The sequence below is a fragment of the Stenotrophomonas sp. 86156_Sma genome (genome assembly GCF_056481625.1).
Map to the genome: position 1 here is coordinate 3339956 of NZ_CM151157.1, position 22514 is coordinate 3362469.

18 protein-coding genes are annotated in these 22514 nt (G+C 66.8%); 7 read left to right on the plus strand and 11 right to left on the minus strand.

Translation table 11 applies throughout. The features are described from left to right. Positions 1-19 precede the first annotated feature (19 nt). Together ACZK33_RS15510 and ACZK33_RS15515 are read right to left on the minus strand one after the other, a co-directional pair. On the minus strand, positions 20-646 hold the full coding sequence (locus tag ACZK33_RS15510) for a rhomboid family intramembrane serine protease (RefSeq protein ID WP_010486760.1): 627 nt from the start codon (positions 644-646) through the stop codon (positions 20-22). 7 nt (positions 647-653) lie between these two features. Further along, positions 654-2219, minus strand: coding sequence for a POT-type proton-dependent oligopeptide transporter (locus ACZK33_RS15515; protein WP_032129657.1), 1566 nt, complete (start codon positions 2217-2219; stop codon positions 654-656). A 163-nt stretch (positions 2220-2382) separates the two neighbouring features. Here ACZK33_RS15515 and ACZK33_RS15520 point away from each other — a divergent pair, with 163 nt between their 5' ends. After that, positions 2383-3231: an endonuclease/exonuclease/phosphatase family protein gene (locus ACZK33_RS15520; protein ID WP_423175025.1), complete on the plus strand. Its 849-nt coding sequence runs from the start codon at positions 2383-2385 to the stop codon at positions 3229-3231. 132 nt (positions 3232-3363) lie between these two features. Here the strand turns inward: ACZK33_RS15520 and ACZK33_RS15525 are convergent, their stop codons facing one another. Continuing rightward, a complete protein-coding gene (locus ACZK33_RS15525; protein WP_005410310.1) occupies positions 3364-3975 on the minus strand; it encodes a superoxide dismutase in 612 nt (203 codons plus the stop codon). 219 nt (positions 3976-4194) lie between these two features. Here ACZK33_RS15525 and ACZK33_RS15530 point away from each other — a divergent pair, with 219 nt between their 5' ends. Together ACZK33_RS15530 and ACZK33_RS15535 are read left to right on the plus strand one after the other, a co-directional pair. Beyond that, positions 4195-4653 carry a guanyl-specific ribonuclease gene (locus ACZK33_RS15530; RefSeq protein WP_423175024.1) on the plus strand — a complete coding sequence of 153 codons (459 nt, stop codon included), beginning with the start codon at positions 4195-4197 and terminating at the stop codon, positions 4651-4653. Next, on the plus strand, positions 4653-5066 hold the full coding sequence (locus ACZK33_RS15535) for a barstar family protein (protein ID WP_032129660.1): 414 nt from the start codon (positions 4653-4655) through the stop codon (positions 5064-5066). The genes ACZK33_RS15530 and ACZK33_RS15535 overlap by 1 nt, the downstream gene beginning before the upstream one ends. Before the next feature lie 524 nt (positions 5067-5590). Here ACZK33_RS15535 and ACZK33_RS15540 read toward each other — a convergent pair. Together ACZK33_RS15540 and ACZK33_RS15545 are read right to left on the minus strand one after the other, a co-directional pair. Then, the gene (locus ACZK33_RS15540; protein ID WP_423175023.1) at positions 5591-7357 is read right to left on the minus strand and encodes a hypothetical protein; all 1767 of its coding nucleotides are present in this window, start codon (positions 7355-7357) and stop codon (positions 5591-5593) included. 10 nt (positions 7358-7367) lie between these two features. Further along, positions 7368-7967 carry an NfuA family Fe-S biogenesis protein gene (locus tag ACZK33_RS15545; protein WP_032129662.1) on the minus strand — a complete coding sequence of 200 codons (600 nt, stop codon included), beginning with the start codon at positions 7965-7967 and terminating at the stop codon, positions 7368-7370. 90 nt (positions 7968-8057) lie between these two features. Between ACZK33_RS15545 and ACZK33_RS15550 the strand changes: the two genes are divergently transcribed. From ACZK33_RS15550 to zupT, 3 genes are all read left to right on the plus strand, one after another. Further along, positions 8058-8408: a 4a-hydroxytetrahydrobiopterin dehydratase gene (locus ACZK33_RS15550; protein WP_006456031.1), complete on the plus strand. Its 351-nt coding sequence runs from the start codon at positions 8058-8060 to the stop codon at positions 8406-8408. Further along, positions 8405-8821 carry an energy transducer TonB gene (locus ACZK33_RS15555; protein ID WP_032129663.1) on the plus strand — a complete coding sequence of 139 codons (417 nt, stop codon included), beginning with the start codon at positions 8405-8407 and terminating at the stop codon, positions 8819-8821. The genes ACZK33_RS15550 and ACZK33_RS15555 overlap by 4 nt, the downstream gene beginning before the upstream one ends. 98 nt (positions 8822-8919) lie before the next feature. Next, positions 8920-9729, plus strand: coding sequence for a zinc transporter ZupT (gene zupT, locus ACZK33_RS15560; RefSeq protein ID WP_201116816.1), 810 nt, complete (start codon positions 8920-8922; stop codon positions 9727-9729). Positions 9730-10279: 550 nt separating this feature from the next. On the opposite strand, the gene ACZK33_RS15565 is transcribed toward zupT, so the two are convergent. Beyond that, entirely contained in the window at positions 10280-11254 is a 975-nt protein-coding gene (locus ACZK33_RS15565) for an RluA family pseudouridine synthase (RefSeq protein ID WP_423175022.1), read from the minus strand. A 407-nt stretch (positions 11255-11661) separates the two neighbouring features. Here ACZK33_RS15565 and ACZK33_RS15570 point away from each other — a divergent pair, with 407 nt between their 5' ends. Further along, on the plus strand, positions 11662-14928 hold the full coding sequence (locus tag ACZK33_RS15570) for an Rne/Rng family ribonuclease (protein WP_423175021.1): 3267 nt from the start codon (positions 11662-11664) through the stop codon (positions 14926-14928). 481 nt (positions 14929-15409) lie between these two features. Here ACZK33_RS15570 and ACZK33_RS15575 read toward each other — a convergent pair whose 3' ends face one another. The 5 genes from ACZK33_RS15575 to ACZK33_RS15595 are packed head-to-tail and all read right to left on the minus strand — an operon-like array spanning position 15410 to position 22512. After that, entirely contained in the window at positions 15410-16297 is an 888-nt protein-coding gene (locus tag ACZK33_RS15575; RefSeq protein ID WP_423175020.1) for an endonuclease/exonuclease/phosphatase family protein, read from the minus strand. Between the two features lie 2 nt (positions 16298-16299). Next, entirely contained in the window at positions 16300-19467 is a 3168-nt protein-coding gene (locus tag ACZK33_RS15580) for a discoidin domain-containing protein (protein WP_423175019.1), read from the minus strand. Further along, positions 19464-20300, minus strand: a complete 837-nt coding sequence (locus ACZK33_RS15585; RefSeq protein WP_006378064.1) for a carbohydrate ABC transporter permease — start codon at positions 20298-20300, stop codon at positions 19464-19466. Before ACZK33_RS15585 ends, ACZK33_RS15580 begins: the two co-directional genes overlap by 4 nt. Then, the gene (locus ACZK33_RS15590) at positions 20297-21178 is read right to left on the minus strand and encodes a carbohydrate ABC transporter permease (RefSeq protein WP_005410323.1); all 882 of its coding nucleotides are present in this window, start codon (positions 21176-21178) and stop codon (positions 20297-20299) included. Before ACZK33_RS15590 ends, ACZK33_RS15585 begins: the two co-directional genes overlap by 4 nt. Further along, positions 21175-22512: a sugar ABC transporter substrate-binding protein gene (locus tag ACZK33_RS15595; protein ID WP_423175018.1), complete on the minus strand. Its 1338-nt coding sequence runs from the start codon at positions 22510-22512 to the stop codon at positions 21175-21177. The genes ACZK33_RS15590 and ACZK33_RS15595 overlap by 4 nt, the downstream gene beginning before the upstream one ends. Positions 22513-22514 lie beyond the last annotated feature (2 nt).

Here is a 22514-nt window from a genome sequence, read left to right on the forward strand (position 1 = left end):
ATCCGCCCCGCTCCCGTCATCAACCGCCGCCGAGGCGGAAGGTCGGGTTAGAGAGTTCGCGCAGGAAGTGAGTGAAGATGCTCGGCTGCATGGCCAGCATGAAGATCACGCCGAACGCCGCGCCTGCCAGGTGCGCGCTGTGGTTGATGCGGTCACCGCCGCGCTTGTCCATCCAGATGCTGTAGCCGACGTAGAACGCGGCGTAGACGATGGCCGGCGCCGGGATGAAGAACACCAGGATGATCGACCACGGCTTGATCAGGATGAAGGCGAACAGCACCGCCGACACCGCACCGGACGCACCCAGGCTGAGATAGTTCGGGTTCTTCTGGTTCTTCAGGTAGCTGGGCAGGATCGAGACCAGCAGCGCACCGATGTAGAACGCCGGGTAGGTCAGGTAGCTGCCGGTCAGCTGCACCATCACGCTCTCGATGAATCCCCCGAAGAAGAACAGGGTGATCATGTTGAAGATCAGGTGCGACCAGTCGGCGTGGATGAAGCCATAGGTCACCAGCCGGTCGTACTGGCGGTGACGGTCGATGGCCGGCGGCCACAGGATCAGGCGGTCGGCCAGCTTGCGGTTGTTGAACGCCATCCACGACAGGATGGCGGTGATGGCGATCAACAGCAGATTGACGGGGGTCATGTCAGGCTCAGGCGCTACGGTAGTTGTCGACCATACGATAGCGTTTCGCGTACCAACCGAAGGCCAACGCCGCGACGAAGGCGAAACCGGCGAAGAAGAACATCAGGAACGCCGCCTCGCTCAGGCCCGTACTGGCGATCTTGTGGGTCACCGCATCGTTGCGCACAGCCGCGTTGGACAGCAGCACCCACAGGTTGCCGATGGTGGTGGTCAGGTTCCAGAAGCTCATCACCACGCCCTTCATCGCCTGCGGCGCCTGGCTGTAGGCGAACTCCAAGCCGGTGGCCGAGACCAGCACCTCACCGAAGGTCAGCAGCGCATACGGCAGCATCTGCCAGAAGATCGACATGGCGTTGCCCCCGTCCATCACCACCTGGATGCCGCCGACCACGATCCAGGCCAGACCGCTGAAGGCGATGCCGGCGGTCATGCGGCGCAGCGCGGTCGGCTCGAAGCCGAAGCGGCGCAGGGCCGGGTACAGCACCAGGTTGTTGAACGGAATCAGGATCATCACCAGCAGCGGGTTCAGTGCCTGCATCTGCGAGGCGGTGAACCAGCTCGGCATCTGCATCTGCTGGCCCTGCAGGACCCAGGTCGAGGCCTTCTGGTCGAACAGCGAGAAAAACGGCGTGGTCAGCGCGAAGATCACCAGCACCCGCAGCACCGAGCGCACGCCTTCGACGGCTTCGGCCGGATGCTGGCCACGGGCGCGATCGAGCTGCAGCCAGGTGCCACCGCCGATACCGGCCAGGATCGAGACCAGCGCCAGGCACAGACAGATGACAATGCCCAACGAGCCAACCAGGCCGAACGAGGCCACTGCCAGCACCAGGCCGAGCACGGCGATCACCAGGCCCGGACGGCCCTGGCCGGCCACGCGCGTGGTCAGTGCGGTACGCACCACGTTGGCGAACGAATGCGGATCCTTCGGCGGCAGCGGCACCAGCACGTAGCGCTTGCGGCCCAGCCAGAACACGAAGGTGGCGATGAACATCAGGATGCCCGGGATGCCGAACGCCCACTGCGGGCCCCAGTTCTTCAGCACCAGCGGGATCAGCAGCGAGGCGAACAGCGAGCCGAAGTTGATGATCCAGTAGAAGGCGTCGAAGACGATCTTGGCCAGGTGCTTGTTGCTCTGGTCGAACTGGTCGCCCATGAACGAGGCCACCAGCGGCTTGATGCCACCGGCACCGAGCGCGATCAGGCCCAGTCCGAGGAAGAAGCCCTCGCGGCTGTTCTCGAACAGCGCCAGGCACAGATGGCCGGCGCAGTAGACCAGGCTGAACCAGAGGATGGTGTGGTACTTGCCGAAGAACCTGTCGGCCAGCCAGCCACCGAGCAGCGGGAAGAAATACACGCCGATCATGAAGCTGTGCATGATGTCCTTGGCTTCACCGGCACGGCCTTCCGCAGTGATTTCCTGCAGCAGCAGCGAGGTGATCAGGAACTGCACCAGGATGTTGCGCATCCCGTAGAAACTGAACCGCTCGCAGGCCTCATTGCCGATGATGTACGGGATCTGGCGCGGCATCTTTCCCTGGCCGGCGATGGGGGCAACTGCGTCGTGGCTCATCCTGTAAGGCAATCCTGCAAAGCGAAAGGCGCAAGATTACCGGAAGCAGGGCTTGCGAAGCACGCTGCAGGGCTGCATGACAACGGTGCCAATCCATGGCAGGCAGCGACACTCCGTGCCGGAAGTCACGGCACCTGCACGACAAAAGCGTAAACTTATCGTTATGCGCCCCCTCGCCCCCGCCCGTCTCCTGCTCAGTTGCCTGGTGCTGCTGATGGCGTTGCAGGCACAGGCGCGGCCGCAGGCAACGGCCACCGCCGCCAGCGAGAGCGAGCCCCGGCAACTCACCGTGGCCGCGCTGGAACTGCCCAGCCGCGATGACGCGCAATGGAAGTTGCGCCGTGAGCAGGTCGCACAGTTGCTGACCGACCTGCAGCCGGACGTGATCTCGGTGCAGCAGGTGCTGCAGCAGCAGGGCCGCAATCCGGCCTGCTGGCTGGCCAGCCGGCTGCGCTACAGCTGCGACTTCGTTACCGCCGATCCGCCCAGCCAGCCGTTGCGGCATGGCAACGCGATGCTGACCCGGCTGCCGGTCAGCGAGGATGGCGTGACCCTGCTGCACCCACCCGGCACCTTCAGCGCCGCCGGCATGATGCGGCTGAAGTTGGGCGAGGCACTGGTCAACATCTATGTGGCACGGCTGCGCCCGGACCCGGACGAGGCCACCGCCCGCCAGCATCAGACCAGCGACCTGATGACCTGGATCGGCGCCACCGCCGAGGGCATGCCCAGCCTGATCGCAGGCGATTTCTCCGCCAACACGGTGGAACTGGTGCGCAGCACGCCCGGCTTCCAGCCGGCCCGGCGCAATCCCGGCGGCCGCGCCGAGGCGCCTGCAGCCGGTGGCGGTGGCAGCAGTGGCCATGGCCTGGATGTGCTGTTCCAGGTCAAGCACTTCGGCGGCATCCGCCAGCAGCCGATCCTGCTGCCAGCCGACGGCGACCTGCCCGGCCTGCGCCTGGGCGTGATGGCCACCCTGCGGCTGCAGGGTGATACGGCCAAGGCCGAGTAGGCAGTGCCGGCCGCTGGCCGGCTCCTCGGGTACCACACGATTGCCGGCCAGCGGCCGGCACTACCGAATGACTCCTGCAACAGAAAAGGCCGGGGTCTCCCCCGGCCTTCTCAGTTCATCCCGTTACCGCGATCAGGCGATAGCTTCCTGGTAACGGCGCTCGACTTCGTTCCAGTCGATGACGTTGAAGAACGCGCCGATGTATTCCGGACGACGGTTCTGGTACTTCAGGTAGTACGCGTGTTCCCACACGTCCAGGCCGAGGATGGGGGTGTTGCCTTCCATCAGCGGGCTGTCCTGGTTGCCGGTGCTCTCGACCACGACCTTCTTGTCCGGGGTCACGCTCAGCCACGCCCAGCCGCTGCCGAAACGGGTCAGCGCCGCCTTGGTGAAGGCGTCCTTGAACTTGTCGAAGCCGCCCAGGTCCTTGTCGATGGCCTTGGCCACGTCGCCCACCGGGTTGCCGCCAGCATTCGGAGCCATCACGGTCCAGAACAGCGAGTGGTTGGCATGGCCGCCACCATTGTTGCGCACCGGACCCTGCAGGTTCTCCGGCAGCGACTTGAGCTTCTTCACCAGTTCTTCGACCGGCAGGTCAGCGTACTCGGTGCCTTCCAGCGCCGCGTTGACGTTGTTGATGTAGGTCTGGTGATGCTTGGTGTGATGGATTTCCATCGTCGCCGCATCGATATGCGGTTCCAGCGCGTCGTAGGCGTAGGACAGCTTGGGCAGGGTATAGGCCATGATGCATCTCCTGATTGCGAGGGCACCCGACGGTGTCGGGCGTTGCGCGGTGAATGATGGGGACAGACCGCCAGATTACCAAGGGGGATGTAAAGGAAATTGCGTCCTGCCAGTGAGCATGACGGCAATTGTTACGCAGCAGTGACGCGACGGCGTCCTCATGCACCGTGCAGCGCACAGGCGCTACAGTGCCCGCACCATCCTCGCCCGCCCCTGCCCATGCGCAACCCCCGGCTGCTGATCACCGCCATCGCCCTGCTGCTGCTCGGCCTGGTCGCCAACCATTTCATGCAGCGCCCGCCGGCGCCGCAGTTCGCGCCGGACCTGCAGGGTGCGCCTGCCGCGCGCGCGCCGGCCACGGCCACGCCCGCAACCGGCAACGACAGCAGCCTGCCCGCATTCCTGCCCGCTGAAGCCCGGCAGACCATCGCCCTGATCCAGCGTGGCGGCCCGTTCCCGCACCGCCAGGACGGCAGCACCTTCGGCAACCGCGAGCAGCAGCTGCCGCAGCGCCCGCGCGGCTACTACCGCGAATACACCGTCGACACCCCCGGTGCGCGCACCCGTGGCGCTCGCCGCATCGTCACCGGCGGCGATCCGCCGGAGGCGTGGTACTACACCGACGACCACTACGCATCGTTCCGCAGCTTCACCGTACCGGCCCAGGGAGCGCAGTGATGAGCCACGATGATTTCGGCCTCGGCCTGCATGACATCAACAATGCCGGCGTTTACGCCATCGACAGCGACGACATCGGCGCACTGGCCGCGGCGATGCGCGATGCCGGGCTGAAGGTGATCCGCATCGACCTGGAAGGCGTGGCCGACAAGCGCACCCTGCTGGCCCGGCTGGCCGCGCAACTGGATTTCCCTGCCGGCTTCGGCGGCAACTGGGATGCGCTGTCGGACAACCTGCGCGACCTGCAGTGGCTGCCGGCCAACGGCTACGCGCTGTTCCTGGCCGACGTGGACACGTTGCGCGCCTCCACGCAGAAGGATTTCGACACGTTGCTGGACGTGATGGACGAAGCCAGCCGCGACTGGGTTGGCCGCGACGTGCCGTTCTGGGTGTTTCTGTCGCAGAGCGCGTGAGGTCACCACCCAGGTAGAGGCCGCCCCTGGTCGGCGCACGTGCATCCGGTAGATGCCGACCTTGGTCGGCGCTTCTGTGCCAACCAAGGTTGGCACCTACCAAAGCGCGGGCCGGCCAGCAGGTTGGCGGAGACGTGCCGTTCTGGGTGTTTCTGTCGCAGAGCGCGTGAGGTCGATGCCCTGGTAGATGCCGACCTTGGTCGGCGCTTCTGTGCCAACCAAGGTTGGCACCTACCAAAGCGCGAGCCGGCCAGCAGGTTGGCGGAGACGTGCCGTTCTGGGTATTCCTGTCGCAGAGCGCGTGAGGTCATCGCCCAGGTAGAGGCTGCCCCTGGTCGGCGCACGTGCTCCGGTAGATGCCGACCCTGGTCGGCGCTTCTGTGCCAACCAAGGTTGGCACCTACCAAAGCGCGCCAGCATGGCCGTCACATCCCGCGATGGGTCCATCGAAAAGCCCCCTTGTTGTTCAAGGGGGCGCGCCAACGGCGCGGGGATAAGGAAACATGCGTGGACAACGGGAGCCGTTAGCGGCTCCCGTTGTCTTCCTGCAGCTCTTTCTTGAAGGGGATGTCCGGCGGCGGTCGTGCCACCGCTGGCTGGTCCTGCATGTTCGGATTGGTCAGTCCGCAGCCACCGCCGGCCTGCAGAATCGAGATCACGCAGGAGATCTTCGTACTGGTACCTGGCAACGGAATCTCCATAGCCTTGACGCCCTTGCGCACCCACTCGGCCAGCAGCGATTCCTGCGGCACCCAGTACTTGTCGAACGAGGTAGGCGTGTAGTCGTACGGCGGTCGCTTCAGCCAGGTGCCCGATTGCGCGATGCGTTCCTTGCTCCAGCCATCGTTGGCACCACCGGGGGCACCGCGCTCGGCACGCCCCTCGCCTTCCTGGCCCGGCACGCGGACGCTGCCATCGGCATTGAACAGGCCACTGCCCTTGCCGCTGGTACTGGCGTGGCGGGCGCCCTTGTCGGCGCCGTCCTGGTTGCGGCTCGATGCACCCCAGTCATCGCCCTTGGCGGGCGTGGCCCAGTTGCCCGGATTGGGGGCCGGGCGCGCTCCGGCCTGGGCCGGGGTCGTGCTGGATGCAGCAGGCCGCGCAGTGTTGCTGCTGGCCTGCGTCGCGCTGCCATTGGCCGCCGGCGCGGGCGCTGCCGCGGGTGCATTGCCACTGGAAGACGAAGGGGCTGCCACCGGTGCCGAGGCTACTTCGCGCTCGCGCACCTGTACGTCACGACCCGCCGGCGCATGCACTGCCGGTTCACGACCGGCGACGGTCGCCATCCGCACCTGCGGATCGACCACCGCCTGCACTTCACGCTCGCGCACCTGTACGTCCCGCTGCGGCACGCGCACCTGCACATCGGCCGTGCGCAGTGGCTGCGACACCACCGGTGCATCGACCGTACTGACTTCGCGCTCCTGCACCGGGATGTCACGCAGCTGCGGCGTCCGCACCGCGATCTGCGGCGCACGCATCGCGGTTGGGGTTGGCGGCGCCTGCACCGGCTGCACGCTGCGCTCGCGCACCGTGGGCGTGGTGTCACGCGGCACGATGCTGACCTCGGTGCGCGGCACGCTGATCGGCGGCACCACGAAATCCGTGCTGGCCTGCGCCACTTCGGTGGCCTGCACCGGCGAGGGTGGCGGGGCCGCAAGCGGGGCCGGCTCGGCTTCGGCCGGCGGCGACGGCACGCTGGCTGTCGGTGCTGGAGCCGGTGCAGGGGCAGGCGCCGACGCGGCCGCAGGACGCGGCTCAGGTGCAGTCGCGGCCCCTGCTGCCTGGCCGGCGGCAACCTGGCCGGCCGGTGCAGCCGCAGCCGCCTCGGCACCCGGCTGATCGCCTCCGCCCTCCTGGGAGGCGCGGCCGACGAATTCCACCTGCACACGCTCGCCTTCGGCGCCCTCTGCTTCCGGTGCCGTGGTGCGGATCACCGCAACCCACAGCAGCAGCATGAAGAACAGCAGGTGCAGCAGCGCGCTGGCCAACGCCGAGGTCCAGCGCATCCAGCGCTGATCGCGCGGCGCAGCGTCCCAGTCCTGCCAGAACAACCGGCGCAACGCCTGCCACGGCGACAGCCGGGGTGATTGGCCCGGCGGTCCAGGCAGCGGGCGCGGCAGCAATACCGCAATCACTTCGCGGGCGTGGAACGGCCGCGGCAGCGGGCCCAGCGAGCGCAGCCACAGCGCCCAGCCATAGGGCAGGCGCGTGGACTTCTCGAGGACGGCGCGTGGCTGCTGGCGGGCCAGCAGCAGTTCGATGAGTTGCTCGGCCCGGGTCAGAGGCACGCGTCAGCGGTCAGGCGACGTTGCCGCGCGGGATATACGGCGCGTGGCCGCTGTCATGGTCGGTCGCGTCGCGCACGGCGGTCACGCCCGGCACGCGGCCCATCAGGGTCTTCTCGATGCCCTGCTTGAGCGTCACGTCGGCCATGCCACAGCCCTGGCAGCCACCACCGAAGCGAAGCAGCACCACGCCGTCGGACGAGACTTCCTGCACGGCCACCTTGCCGCCATGCGAGGCCAGCTGCGGATTGACTTCGTTTTCCACCACCCAGTGCACGCGCTCGACCAGCGAAGCGGCATCGCCGGGGGCCTCGCCCTTGATGCGCGGCGCCTTGATGGTCAACTGCTGGGTACCGGCGGTGCCGGCGACGATGTCGATCTCGGCGCCATCGAGCCAGCCGACGCTGCTCGCATCGACGTAGAGGGTGAAGCCATCGCAGTCCACCGCCCACTCGTCACCGAGCAGGTCGGTCGGTTCGGCGAACTCCAGCCGGGCATCGGCGCGCGGGGTGCCGGGCTCGACCGCACTCAAGCGCACGCCCATGCCGGGCACGCCCTCGCGTTCGATCAGCTTGCGGAAATGGGTCTGGGCAGTGTCGGAGATCTGGATCATCAGGCTATTCTAGCCAAGTAAGCGTCAACCGCTCATTCGGTTTATACACCGTCCGGCGCATTGTTCAGTCAACACGAGGTGGAGATTCCCATGGCCGACCTGATTCCACTGGCCCAGGCCCGTTGCGTGCCGCGCAAAGGCAGCGATCACAAGCTTGGCGAAGCCCGCCTGGCCGAACTGCTGCCGCAGATTCCCGGCTGGGAGCTGAGCGAGGGCGGCCAGGCCCTGTCGCGCACCTTCCGCTTCAAGGATTACTACGCCACCATGGCCTTCGTGAACGCGCTGGCCTGGATCGCCCATCGCGAGGACCACCATCCGGACCTGGGCGTGCACTACGATCGCGCGGTCGTGCGCTTCTCCACCCACGATGTGGGCGGCCTGAGCGAGAACGACTTCATCTGTGCGGCGAAGACTTCGGCCCTGACGGAGCAACTGCCATGAACGTACGTTTGCTGAGCCTGTCCCTGATCGCTGCGACCGGCCTGGCCGGCTGTGGCGCGTCCGAACCAGCGGCACCACCACCGCCGCCGCCCACCGAAGTGGCTGCGGTGAAGACACCGCCGCCGCAGTATCCGCTGGAACTGGCCTGCATGGGCGTGGGTGGCACCAGTACCTTCAAGGTGACCATCGGCACCGACGGCAAGCCGAGCGAGGTTGCGCTGCTGACCGGCGCCGGCAACCCCCAGCTGGACGAGCTGGCCAGGACCGCCGTACAGGGCTGGCAGTTCAATGCCGCCACCCGCAACGGCCAGCCCGTGCCGGCCACGATCCAGGTGCCGGTGAGCTTCAACCCGCCGCAGCCGAAGCCGGACCAGTGCTTCGCCATCGAAGAACGCCTGCGCCGCGGCGGCTGATCGCGCACTCCCCGACGAGGCCAGCCGACGCCCGCCTCGCCCTCCCCGCCCCGGGTTCATCCGGGGCGGTTGTCTGTTGACCAGGACCGCGTCGGTACATGCTGCAGATTCCCCCCGAAAATGTCTGGATCGCACTGGCGGTCACCCTCGCGGCCGGCCTGGCCACCGCCATCGGCAGCCTGCTGGTGCTGTTCTCGCGCCGCCCCAACCCGCGCCTGCTGGCCTTCGGCCTGGCCTTCGCCGGCGGTGCGATGGTCTATGTGTCGCTGTCGGAAATCCTCAACAAGTCCATTGCCTCGTTCGCACTGGCCTATGGCGAGCGCACCGGCTTCACCTACGGCACTCTGGCCTTCCTGCTGGGCGTGATCGTGATCGTGCTGATCGACCACTTCATCCCCAACCCGCATGACAGCCTGGACAAGCAGGACCCGGCGTTCCGCGAGAACAGCCGCGAGTATCTGAAGCGCGTCGCCCTGCTGACCTCGGTCGCGATCACCGCGCACAACTTCCCGGAAGGGTTGGCAACCTTCTTCGCGACGCTGGAAAGCCCGTCGGTGGGCATGCCGCTGGCCTTCGCCATCGCCATCCACAACATCCCCGAGGGCATCGCCATTGCGGTGCCGGTGTACTTCGCCACCCAGAACAAGTTCTACGCGTTCAGTGCCAGCCTTCTGTCCGGCCTGGCCGAACCGGTGGGTGCGGCGCTGGGCTACTGGCTGCTGTCCGGGTCGCTGTCGCACGCCACCTTCGGCTGGGTGTTCGGGCTGATCGCCGGCGTGATGGTGTTCCTGGCGCTGGATGAACTGCTGCCGGCGGCCAAGCGCTATGCCAAGGGCCACGAGACGGTGTACGGACTGGTGGCGGGCATGGGCACGCTGGCGATCAGCCTGGTACTGTTCAAGTGGTGAGGGGTTTGCGGCCAACGGGCTGAGCCCCCTCGCGGCTGGTACGTCTCGCAGCATCGAGAGGTCACGGGCGGGGGCGGCTTGCAGGGGATGCCGTGAATCCATCCATGGAGGCTTGGCCGCCGCATCCATGCGGCGGACACCCCTGCAAGCCGCCCCCCGCCCGTGCCCCGTCATTTTTCCGTGCGTGCCAGCCACGCGATGAAAGAATGAGAAAGCGAAGCCCGCGCTGCGCGCGCGAGTCGAGCGTCGCTCGACTCTACAAAGGCTGCGTGCGGGTATGGGTCTACGCTGCGGCTGTCTGGTCCGCCTTGTAGCGAGCCGAGCACCGCAGGTCCGGCGAGGGCGAAGAGGCGCGGGTGTCTGAGCGCAGCGAGTTCCGCGCCGCCCCTCGGCGGACCGAGGAGTGCAGGGCACCGGCGCGCAGCGCCGGCTCGCGGATGGCGGCGTGTTTCTTTGGTTACTTTCTTTGCACGAGCAAAGAAAGTGACAAGCCCACTCATCGCAGGGAAGCGACGGCGCCGACCAAGCACCCGGCGCCGCCGAACCGCCGTCAGCGCAGCCGGTCCAGCGCATCGACCAGCTCATCGGCCAGCGGTGCGTTCAGCACGTACGGGCTCTTGCCGTCGTCCAGCGCGAACTCCAGCGAGGCCGCGTGCAGGAACAGACGCTTCAGCCCGATCTGCTCACGAAGCCGCTTGTTGACCGCAGGATCGCCGTATTTGTCGTCTCCGGCCACCGGATGCCCCAGATGCTGGGCATGCACGCGGATCTGGTGGGTACGGCCGGTCTCGATGCGGACTTCGCAGTAGGAATGACCGCCGCGACGCTCCAGCACACGGAAGTGGCTGATCGATTCCTTGCCGATCGCATTGACCTGCACATGGCGCTCGCCGCCCTGGCGCAAGCCCACGTGCAGCGGCGCATCGACCGTCATCACGCCGTCGGGCATGCGCCCGGCCAGCAGGGTCAGGTAGCGCTTGCGGATGCCGGCGCCGTGATCTTCACGCAGCAGCGCCTGCAGCTCGCTCAGCGCGGAGCGCTTCTTGGCCACGATCAGCAGGCCCGAGGTGTCGCGATCCAACCGGTGGACCAGCTCGAGGGTCTGGCCCGGGCGCAGGGCCCGCAGGGTCTCGATGGCACCGAAACTGATGCCGCTGCCGCCATGGCTGGCCACGCCAGTGGGCTTGTTCAGGGCCAGCAGGCGGGCATCCTCGAAGACGATGGCCTGCTCCAGGCGGCGCAAGAACGCCTCCGGCGGACCGGCCTTGTCTCCCTCTTCGGTGAGACGGACCGGCGGCACACGCACCTCATCACCCGCCTCGAGCTTGCGTTCGGCCTTGGCGCGGCCACCATTCACCCGTACCTGGCCGCTGCGCACCAGCTTGTAGACCAGGCTGCGCGGGGCACCCTTCAGCTGGCCGAGCAGGAAGTTGTCCAGGCGCTGGCCGGCACGGTCGGCGGGAACGGTGATCATGCGCACGGAAGGCTTGTCGCCAGCGGGTTTGGTGGGGTCTTGGGCAGTCATCAGGCTGTTTATTCTGTTACACTCGGGGGGCGAGATAAGGGATTGATTTCGTTGGAAGTTACTCAGGGCCAGAAGCCCAGCTTCCGACGAATCCGGCACAGTGCGCGACCACCGCCCGCGGGGCGGCCATGTTAGCGGCTCACCGGCCTTCCCGGCCATCGCCGGATGCCTGACACGCAACCGTGCTGAACATGTCCCGCGTGGCGCTCCAGCCTGGCTGACAGCTGCCTGCGGCCTGTAACACCCCAAAACCCATAAGAGTGAAGCGCTCCCGCGGCCTGCCGTGGTGTCGTAGCGCTGGAAACCCAAGCCGCCCTCCCCGCGCTTGCGCGAATGGGCGGCGAACCGTGTCCAGAGGCGAAACCCCATGGCGTTCCGCGCGGTAGCCGCTTGCGAGGAACGCAACAATGAAGCGAATGCTGATCAACGCCACGCAGGCTGAAGAGCTGCGTGTTGCCATCGTGGATGGCCAGTCGTTGTATGACATCGACATCGAGCAGCCGTCGAAGGAACAGAAGAAGTCCAACATCTACAAGGGCCGGATCTTCCGCATCGAGCCCTCGCTGGAAGCGGCCTTCGTTGAATACGGTGGCGGCCGCCATGGCTTCCTGCCGCTGAAGGAAATCTCCCGCGATTACTTCCAGGCCGGTGTCGACCACAACAAGGCCGGCATCCGCGAACTGCTGAAGGAAGGCCAGGAGATCGTTGTCCAGGTGGACAAGGAAGAGCGTGGCAACAAGGGCGCCGCCCTGACCACGTTCATCTCGCTGGCCGGCCGCTACATGGTGCTGATGCCGAACTCGCCCAGCGCCGGCGGTGTCTCCCGTCGCATCGAGGGCGAAGACCGGGCCGCCCTGAAGGACGCCCTGGACAAGCTGAACATCCCCGACGACATGGGCGTGATCATCCGTACCGCCGGCGTCGGCCGCGATGCGGAAGAGCTGCAGTGGGATCTGGATTACCTGCTCAACGTCTGGCGCGCCATCGCCGAAGCCGCATTGAGCAAGCCGGCCCCGTTCCTGATCTACCAGGAATCGCGCCTGATCGTGCGCGCCCTGCGTGACTACCTGCGCGCCGACATCGGCGAGATCCTGGTGGACACCGAGGAGATGTACGAGCACGCCCGCGAGTTCATGCAGCAGGTGATGCCGCAGACCCTGCGCAAGCTCAAGCATTACAAGGACGACATCCCGCTGTTCAACCGCTTCCAGATCGAATCGCAGATCGAAGGCGCCTACGAGCGCAACGTGCGCCTGCCGTCGGGCGGCTCGATCGTGGTCGACCAGACCGAAGCGCTGACCGCCGTCGACGTGAACTCCTCGCGCGCCACCAAGGGCAGCGACATCGAGGACACCGCCTTCCAGACCAACCTGGAAGCGGCCGAGGAAGTGGCCCGCCAGCTGCGTCTGCGTGACCTGGGCGGCCTGGTGGTGATCGATTTCATCGACATGGCCTCCAACAAGCACCAGCGTGAGGTCGAGAACCGCCTGGCCAACGCGCTGAAGTACGACCGTGCGCGCGTGCAGGTCGGCCGCATCTCGCGCTTCGGCCTGTTGGAAATGAGCCGCCAGCGCCTGCGCCCGAGCCTGGGCGAGTCCAGCCAGATCGTCTGCCCGCGTTGCGACGGCCACGGCCGCATGCGCAGCGTCGAGTCGCTGTCGCTGTCGATCATCCGCGTCGCCGAAGAGCATGCGATGAAGGAGAACACCGGGCAGGTGCTGGTGCAGGCCCCGGTGGAGATCGCCAACTACCTGTTGAACGAAAAGCGCAGCGCCCTGCGTGAGATCGAGCAGCGCCACGAGGCGCCGATCGTGATCGTCGCCGACGAGCAGCTGCACACCCCGCACTACACCGTCACCCGCCTGCGTGAGAACGAGCTGGGTGAAGAGAGCAACAAGCCCAGCTACCAGCGCGGCACCCCGCGCAAGCTGCCGGTGCACGCCCTGACCAAGGGCCAGTTGAACATCCCGCCGCCGGCCGTGACCCAAGTCAAGCACACCTCCCCCGCTCCGGTGCGCGAGGAAGTGGAGCCGGCCGCAGCGGCACCGGCCCCGGTCGTGGCAGCGCCGGTTGCAGCGGCCCCGAGCGGCGGCGTGATCGGTTGGCTCAAGCGCGTGTTCGGTGGCGAACCGGCGCCGGCACCGGCACCGGCGGCTCCGGTCGCCCGTCAGCAGCAGGACGGCGGCCGCAAGGACCGCAACAAGGATCGCAACAAGGACCGCAAGGACCGTCGCGACGACAACCGTGGCAACGGCGGCAACGGCAACGCGCAGCAGCAGAAGGACGGCGGCAACCGCAAGGAGCGCGGTGAGCAGCGCAGCAAGGACGGCCGCAACGGTAACAACGGCAATGCCCAGCAGCAGCCGCAGCAGGGCAAGCAGAAGGAGCCGCAGCAGAAGGATGGCCAGCAGCAGCCGCAGCAGCAGAACAAGCCGCGCAACGAGCAGCAGGGCCAGAACCCGCAGCAGCCGAAGCTGAAGCAGCCGAAGCAGCCGCGCCCGCAGCAGGACGGTGACAAGCCGGCCGAGAAGCCGCAGCGCAACGCCGCCGAAGCACCGGCCGAAGCCGTGACCGCGGCTGCAGCCGTGGCCGCCACGGCGGTCGCCGCCAATACGGTGACCGCGCAGGAAGCGACCGCACCGGTTGCGCCGGTGGCCGCCGCTCCGGCCGAAGCCGCAGCACCGGTCGACACCACTGCCAACGCCGCCAGCGAGACCGATGTGGTTGCGGTTGCCGGTGAAGAGGCTGCAACCGACGCCAATGGCGAGCAGACCGGCGAAGGCGCGACCCGCCGTCGTCGCGGCCGTCGCGGTGGCCGTCGCCGTCGTCGCGGTGGCGCCGAGAACGCCGCCGGCAGCGACGCTCTGGGCGATGACCAGGACGATGGTGACGACGGTGATGACGCCGACGGCGCCGAGCCGAGCGTCGACAGCACTGCCGGCACTGCGCCGGTCGCTGCTGCGCAGCCGGCCCGTTCGCAGCCGGAGTTCGACTTCGATGACGAAGCCGAACCGGCCGCTGCCGACGCCGCAAAGCCGGTCCGTGCTGCCGCCGCTGTTGCCGCCGCACCGGTTGCCGTGGTGAGCAGCGCTGTGGTCGAAGCCGCCGCCCCGGTCGTGGCTGAAGTGCAGGCCCCGGTCGAAGCTGCTGCGAAGACCGAAGCGGTGTCCTCGCCGGTGCAGACCAGCATGCTCGATGCCATCGACGCCGCGACCCCGGCCCAGCCGGTAGCCGCTGCCGCGCCGGTGACCGAAGCCATTGCGCCGGTGACCGAAGCAAAGCCGATCGCGGTTGAAGCCGCCCCGGTGGTTGAAGCCGCTCCGGTGATCGAAGCGAAGCCGGCGGCGGTCGAGGCTGCGCCGGTCGTTGAAGCCAAGCCAGAGATCGTTGAAGCCGCTGCGGCGGTTGAAGCCAAGCCGGTGGCCGTTGAGGCCGCGCCGGTGGTTGAACCCACGCCGGTCGTCGAGCCCGTCGTGGCCGCCGAACAGCCGGTCGCTCCGGTGGCGGTGGAAGCCGCGCCGATCGAGGCCGCTGCCCCGGTCGCCGAAGCGGTGGTGACGCCGTCGATCGACCCGGTCGCCGATGGCCATGCCGACGCTGCGGCCCAGGCTGCAGAAGCCAAGACCGATGAAGAAGACGAAGAGGCCGCCAAGCGCACGCCGCCGGCGAACTGATCGCTCCTTGATCGCGTGAAAACGAAACGGCGGGGATCAATGATCCCCGCCGTTTTTGTGTGTGCGTTTGGCGCTGGCTTCGCTTTGGTAGAAGCCAACCTTGATTGGCGCCGTTGATTGAGCGAACGCGGACACGTCCGTGCCAACCAGGGTTGGCACCCACCAGCGCACAACCCGCACACGGTCACTGCTTTGGTGGAGGCCAACCAGCGCACAACCCGCGCACGGTCACTGCTTTGGTAGAGGCCAACCTTGGTTGGCGCTGTTGATTCAGTGCACGCAGACACGTTCGTGCCAACCAAGGTTGGCACCTACCAGGGCACACCCCGCACACGGTCACTGCTTTGGTGGAGGCCAACCAGCGCACAACCCGCGCACGGTCACTGCTTTGGTAGAGGCCAACCTTGGTTGGCGCCGTTGATTCAGTGCACGCGGACACGTTTGTGCCAACCAAGGTTGGCACCTGCCGGAGCCTGCTCCGTCAGGGCTTCGGTGCGAACTGCAACCGGGTCCACACGCCGTAGTGGTCCGAGGCCCAGCGTCCGCTGTCATCGGGCTGGTCGAACAGCAGCTTCGCCTCGCGCGCGACCATCTCGTCCTGCTGGAAGAAGATGTGGTCGATCCGCGACGGCGCCTGGTAATAGTGGCGGTTGAGCGTACTGACCCCGGACAGGTCGGTGTTGACGTGCACGCTGCCGTAGCTGTCGCCGTAGTGGCTGCGCAGCTCGCTCAGGTCGCCGGCATCCACCAGCGCATTGAAGTCGCCCGCGATCACCACCGGCGCACCGGCCGACGTCGTAGTGATGAAGCGCAGCAGGTCCTCGACCTGGGTGCGACGGATGCGCTGCCCACTCTCATCGCTGCGCTCGTTCAGATGCGTGGCGTAGACGTTCACCGGCGTGCCGTCGACGTCGATGCGCAGGTGAGCCACGGTGCGGTAGTCGTCCAACGGCAGCAGCAGATGATCACCACGGGCGAGGATCGGCCGCCGGGTCAGCAGCGCATTGCCGTAGCGCTTGGGTGCCCCGACCGGATCGGTGGAGACGAAGATGTACCTGTAACCGAGCTGACTGGCCAGCCATTGCGCCTGGTTGCGCACGTTGCGGCGCTGGATCACCTCCTGCAACGCAATGGCATCCGGCTGCAGGCGCTTGAGCTCGGCCAGGATGGTGCGGCGCCGGCTCGGCCAGTCTTCGCGGTCATGATGCAGGTTGAAGGTGACCATGCTCATACCCGCTGCGCTGGCAACGTCGGGCGCCACGTTCGCGGCAGCCGGCTCGGCCGCCATCACCGCGCCCGGCACTGCCAATGCAATTGCCAGCCCCAGGGCACGCACCGACGTGCGCACCCTTGCCCCCTGTTGCTTCATCGTTACTGCCCCTTGCGCTCGGCGCGGCGCACTGCGCTCGGTATGTCGATCTCAACCCGCGCCGGCAGCTGGTGCACGTGCAGTTCCTTGTTGACCCACTCGGCTGCTTCGCCGTTGATACTCGCCTCGCCCGGATCACCGGCGTATGGCCACGGCAACACCACGCCTCCCACCGGTGGCACCAGGCCCGGCTGCACCTCCAGCACCAGCTGCTTGTCGCTGCGCTGCAGGCGGTAGTTGAGCTGGCCCTGCGGCGTGCGCAGGCCTTGCACGGCGATGCCCTCGCCCTGCAACCACGCGGTCGGTACGCCGGCGGCCAGCACCAGTGACTCGTCCATGTCGCGGTTGTAGGCGAACATGTCCAAGGCCGAGCGCACGAAGTCCGAGGCCACCCAGGCATGCGGCAGGTCACCGACGAAGAACGGCCTGCGCGGCGTGAGCGAAACCACTTCGGCCCACTGGTTCCAGGCCTGCGGTGCGCGGTCCTTGAAGAAGAACTCGGTGGCCTGCCAGGCGCGATCGCGCCAGCCCAGGCGCACGAACGCGGCCACGTTGCGCCACTCGTACGGGGTGTAGTCCTTCCACTCGCGCTTGCCGTCGCGACGGGCAACGAACTCGTTCCAGTAGCGTTCGAAGGTCGCCTCCAGCGCCTGCTGCGGCAACCTGCCCTGTTCGCCGCCCGGGGCCAGTGCGATGGTCGTCGACGTCGCGTCGAAGTCACCCAGCTCGGCCGAGCCCGGCAGGTAGTCGATGTTGTGCTGCTGCATCGCGGACAGCAGCGAGGCCTGCAGATCATCCCGGAACTGGTCGCGCGATTCGGCGATCTGCATCGCCTCGACCTTGCCCAGCTGGGTCGCCAGCAGGGCCGCGTCCTTGTAGCCGCGCAGTGCCCAGAAGTTGTCCCAGTACGAGTGCATCGGCTTGGCCGAATAGCCTTCGTGGCTGATCGAGGCCGGCATCATGCCGTAGAAGGCCGGGTTGCGTGCGCGGTTCTCCTCGGTGCGCTCGCTGGCGCGCAGCTGCTCCATGTAGCCGTAGGCGCCCTGCACATGCGGCCACATCAGCTCGGTGAAAGTGCTGTCGCCGGTGTAGCGCCCGTACTCGGCGATGCTGTAGATCAACTCGCCATGGCTGTCGTTCTCCGGCACCGGGTCGCTGCCGCGGGCATCGACGCAGCACGGCACCTTGCCGTTCTCGAACTGATACGGCGCATACCAGTTGATGTAGTCGCGCACCGCATCACTGCGGCCCATGCGCAGCAGGCCCTCGGAAATCATCGCGCCATCGCGGATCCAGCTGCGCGCATACGAACGCGTGCCCGGCTGCAGGCGTGGGCCGACGCGCGAGATCAGCATGTGCGCGACCGCGGTGCGCAGGGTATCCACCAGCGCCTGGCCCGCAGCCGGCACCTGCAGCGAGACCACGCCCAGCTTCTTGCGCCACTGCTCGGCCACCTGCGCCTGCGCCTTGGCCACGTCCAGCGCCTGCGGTGCCCAGCCACCGGTCTGTGGCAGCACCACCGCCACTTCACGGCTCTGGCCGGGCTCCAGCTTGATCGTGTACATCAGCGCACCCGACGCCATGCCGGTGCTGTCCTTCACCGCTGTGGTCGCCGGGTACGTGCCGCTTTCCAGATGCATCGCATCAAGCTTGCCGTCGAACGTACTGGCAAAGCGCGCGTCCGGCACCTGCAGCGGGTAGATGCGCGGCTCACCGTTGACCCGCACCAGCTGCTCACCCACGTCCAATGCATCGATGCGGCTGAAACCACCGACGGTGTTGAGGAACTGGGTGGGCGGGTTGACCTGCCACGGGCGGATCGCCAGCGCCAGGGTGTACTCGTGCGCGACCTTGTCCGGATTGCTCAGACGGTAGCGGCCGATCAGCTGCGCGCGCTCCGGCGTACCCTGCACGAAGCTGGTCACTGCCAGGCCGACCTTCTCATGCACCCAGTCGACGTTGGCGATCGGCAGGTAGTGATCCTGCAGCGACTGGGTGATGGCCACCTTTGACCAGTCCAGCAGCTTGCCATCGAGGCGGATGAACGGCTCGATGCTGAAGCTGCCCTTGGCCGGCTCCAGTGCGCCATCCTCGCTGATCAACGCCTGTTCCTGGCCACCATCAAGGCCGAGCAGGGTCCAGTACGGCTGCTCGCCCACATAGGCACGAGGCAGCGAGCCCCGTGGCAGGTCGGCGGCGACCGAGGACAGGAATGCGTTCGGGGTGGAAGCAAAGGCCAGCGGCTTGAGCGCGATGTCGCGGATGCCGTAGCGCCAGTTCGGGCCGTCCTGCAGATCGAAGCGCACGTAGCGCGCATCGGTGTCCGGCAGCGCAAGCCAGTCGCGGCCACCGGCACCACTGGTGACTTCGCGCACGGTGCGCCAGTCGCGGCCATCCTCGGAGGTGCGCACGGTGTAGCGGCGGGCTTCCAGGTTCGGCAGCCAGTCGATCACCGCACCACCGATCTCGCGGCTCTTGTGCAGGTCCAGGCTGATGGTCTGCTGCTTGACGCCACCGCTGATCCAGAACGTATCGCTCTTGCCGTCGATCATGCGGTCCTGCAGCGCGGTGGCGGTATCAGCGATAACCGACGGCACCAGCGCCGAGTCATCCTGGGCTGGCAGGCCCTGCAGGGTCAGCTTGTCGAAGCACACTGTGCCGCGGCCGCCGACCTTGCTGTAGATCGTGAACTCGACCGCAGCGCTGCGTGCCATCTCTTTCTCGGGCGACGGCCCCCACGCCTTGTCGATCTGGCGACGGCGATACTCGACCGGCGTCCACGCCTTGGGGAAACTGTAGCCGGGACGATTGACCCACCAGACGTTGTCGCCGCTGGCATCGATCAGCTTGAACTGCAGGTCGTTGCCCGGTGAATCACCGCGCAGCTGGAAACCGAAACGGTAATTGACCGGGTAGTCGATGTTCAGCGCGCGGCGGATGCCGACGTAACCGGAGACATCGTGGAAGTCATAGTCCAGGCACAGCGCGCGGCCACCACCGGCGCCGCTGACCGGCCGCAGCGAACCGCTGACCTGGTCGGACAGCACCAGCTTCCAGGCTGCGATGTCGTCGAAGTCGTCCAGCACCTTCGGTGCCGGCAGCGCCGGTGGTGCGGCGATCGCCAGGGAGGTCCACAACAGGCCCAGTCCAACGGCGATCGCTCGCTTCATCCTTTGACGCTCCCCAGCAACAGACCTTGGATGTAGTACCGCTGCAGCACCAGGAACAGCGCCAGCACCGGGACCACGGTGACCACCGCGCCGGCCATCATCATTTCCACGTCCATGATGTGCTCGCGCGAGAGGGTGGCCAGCGCCACCGGCAAAGTGTAGTGCTCCTGGTCGGTCAACACGATCAACGGCCACATGAAATCGTTCCATGCGCCCATGAAGGTGAAGATCGCCAGGGTCACCAGCACCGGCTTGAGCATCGGCAGCACGATCTGGAAGAAGATCCGCAGCTCCCCTGCCCCGTCGATGCGGGCCGCTTCCAGCAGTTCGTCCGGAATGGAACGCGCGTACTGGCGCACCAGGAAGATGCCGAACACGCTGGCCAGCGCCGGCACGATCACGCCGCCGAAGCTGTTGACCAGACCGAGCTGCTTCATCAGCAGGAACAGCGGCAGCATCGCCACCTGGGCCGGAATCACCAGCGCCGCCATCAGCACCTGGAACAGGCGCTCGCGGCCGACGAAGTTCAGCTTGGCGAAGGCATAGCCGGCCATGGTGTTGAGCAGCAGCGAACCCAGGGTGATGCCGACCGACACCAGCAGGCTGTTGGCGAAATTGCCGCCCATGCCGGTGCGCGCGAACAACTCATGGTAGTTGCGCGTGGTGATGCTGGACGGCAGCAGCGGCGGCGGGAAATGGGTCGCCTCGCCCTGTGGCATGAACGAAACCGAGAGCATCCACAGCAGCGGTGCCAGGCTGACCAGGGCCAGCACCAGCAACGCACCATTGATCAACCACGGGTACCAGCGCGACTGGCCGATTTCACGACTCATACCAACTGCCTCTTGCGGCCGAAACGCAGCATCACGGTGGTCACCGCAAGGATGATCAGGAACAGCAGGAACGCCACCGCGGAGGCGCGTCCCAGGTTCCACCACTTGAAGCCTTCCTCGAACATGAAATACAGCACGCTGACGGTACTCTGCAGTGGGTCGCCGCGGGTCATCACGTAGGGTTCGGCGAACAGCTGGAAGTAGCCGGACACGGTGATCACGCCGACCACCAGCAGCACCGGGCCGAGCATCGGCAGGGTGATGTGCAGGAACTGCTTCCAGCGCGAGGCACCGTCGATGCGGGCGGCCTCGTACAGGTCATGCGGGATCGCCTGCAGGCCGGCCAGGAAGATCACCATGTTGTAGCCGAAGTTCTTCCACACCGCGAACAGCATGATGGTCGGCATCGCCCAGTTGGGATCGCCCAGCCAGTCGATCGGGCTGATGCCCAGATGGCCCAGGCCGTAGTTCACCAGGCCATAGCTGGTATGGAACAGGTAGCGCCAGATCACCGCCACCGCCACCAGCGTGGTCACCACCGGTGCGAACAGGGCCGTGCGGAACAGCGCCTTGAAGCGCGCGGCCGGCGCATTGAGCAGCATCGCCGCGCCCAGCGACACGCCGATCGACAACGGCACGCCGATCAGCACGAAGTAGGTGGTGTTCCACAGCGACTTCCAGAACATCGGCGTCTGCAGCAGGTCGATGTAGTTGCCCAGGCCAACGAAGCGCAGGTTGCTGCTGTCGGCCAGCGCATAGAGGTCGAAGTCGGTCACGCTCAGCGCGAGCGCCGAGGCGACCGGCAGGCCGAAGAACACGCCCAGCACGATCAGCGAGGGGCCGGCGAAGATCCAGCCGGCCAGCGAAGTACGTTTCATTGCGCGCTCCCGGCGGCCACGGCGCTGCTCGATTGCGGCGACGGCGCGCGCTCCTGCAGGCGTTGTTGTTCATGCATCCAGCGGCGCTTGGCCAGCACCTTGTCCACGCGCTGGTCCAGCTCTTCCACGGCCTTGTCCTGCGCCAGGCCACCACGCACCACCTTCTCGGTGACGATGCGCATTTCCTGCACGATGCGCTCCCACTCAAGCACCTTCGGCGTCGGCTTGACCCGCTCCAGCTGGTCACGGAACGCAGCGGCCAGCGGATCGTTGGCCAGCGACGGCGCGTTCCAGGTACTGCGGCGCGGCGGCAGGTCGCCGATGATCGAATGGAAGCGCGCCTGGATTTCCGGGCGCGACAGGAATTCGATCAGCTTCCAGGAAGCCTCCTTCTGCTGCGACTTGCGGAAGATCACCAGGCTGGTGCCACCGGCGATGCCCGCGCCCGGACCATCCGGCCCCGGCAGCGCGGCGGTGCCCCACTGCCCTTCCAGTTCCTTCGGCTGCAGTTTCTTGAACTCGCGGATGTTCCAGGGGCCGGAGATGTAGAACACGTTGAAGCCGCGGAAGAATTCGTCCCAGACGTTGGAAATCTGCGTCTCGGACATCTTCGGCGCCCAGCCCTGCTCGAACATGTTGGCGTAGAAGGCCAGCGTGCGACGGAACCCCGGGCTGGCGAAATTGCCGCGGGTGTCATCGTCGCGCAGCAGCGGGTCGGGCTGCTGCAAGGCCAGCGACAGCTGCTGCTCGAATTCGTTGATCGGCATCAGTACCGCGTAGCGGTTCGGGCCCTGCATGCGCTTGATCGCCGCCATCTGCTCCTCCCATTCCTGCCACGTGCGCGGCGGGTGGTCGTAGCCGGCCTTGGCCAGCAGATCCTTGCGGTAGTAGATCAGGCGCGTATCGACATACCACGGCACGCCGACCAGTTCGCCGTGGATCACGTTGGTATCCCAGATGCCCTGGAAGTAGTCCTTCGGGTCGACCACGGTGGAGCGCTGCACGAACGGCTGCAGCGGGGTCAGCGCGTCGAGTTCGGCGAACTCCGGCACCCAGGTGTTGCCCAGCTGGCACACGTCCGGCAGGCCGTCGGCGGCGAACGCGGTCAGCAGCTTCTCATGCGCGGCGGTCCACGGGATGTTCTGCACATCCACCTTGATGCCGGGATTCTCGGCCTCGAATTCGTGGATCAGCTCGCTGACCACCTCGGCTTCGCGGCCCATCGCCCAGAAACGCACGGTGGTGCCCGGTTCGGTACGGGCGCAGCCGGCCACGGCCAACGCGGCCAGGGCAGGCAGCGCCCAACGGCGCAGGCGGTCGATCCAGTTCGGCATCG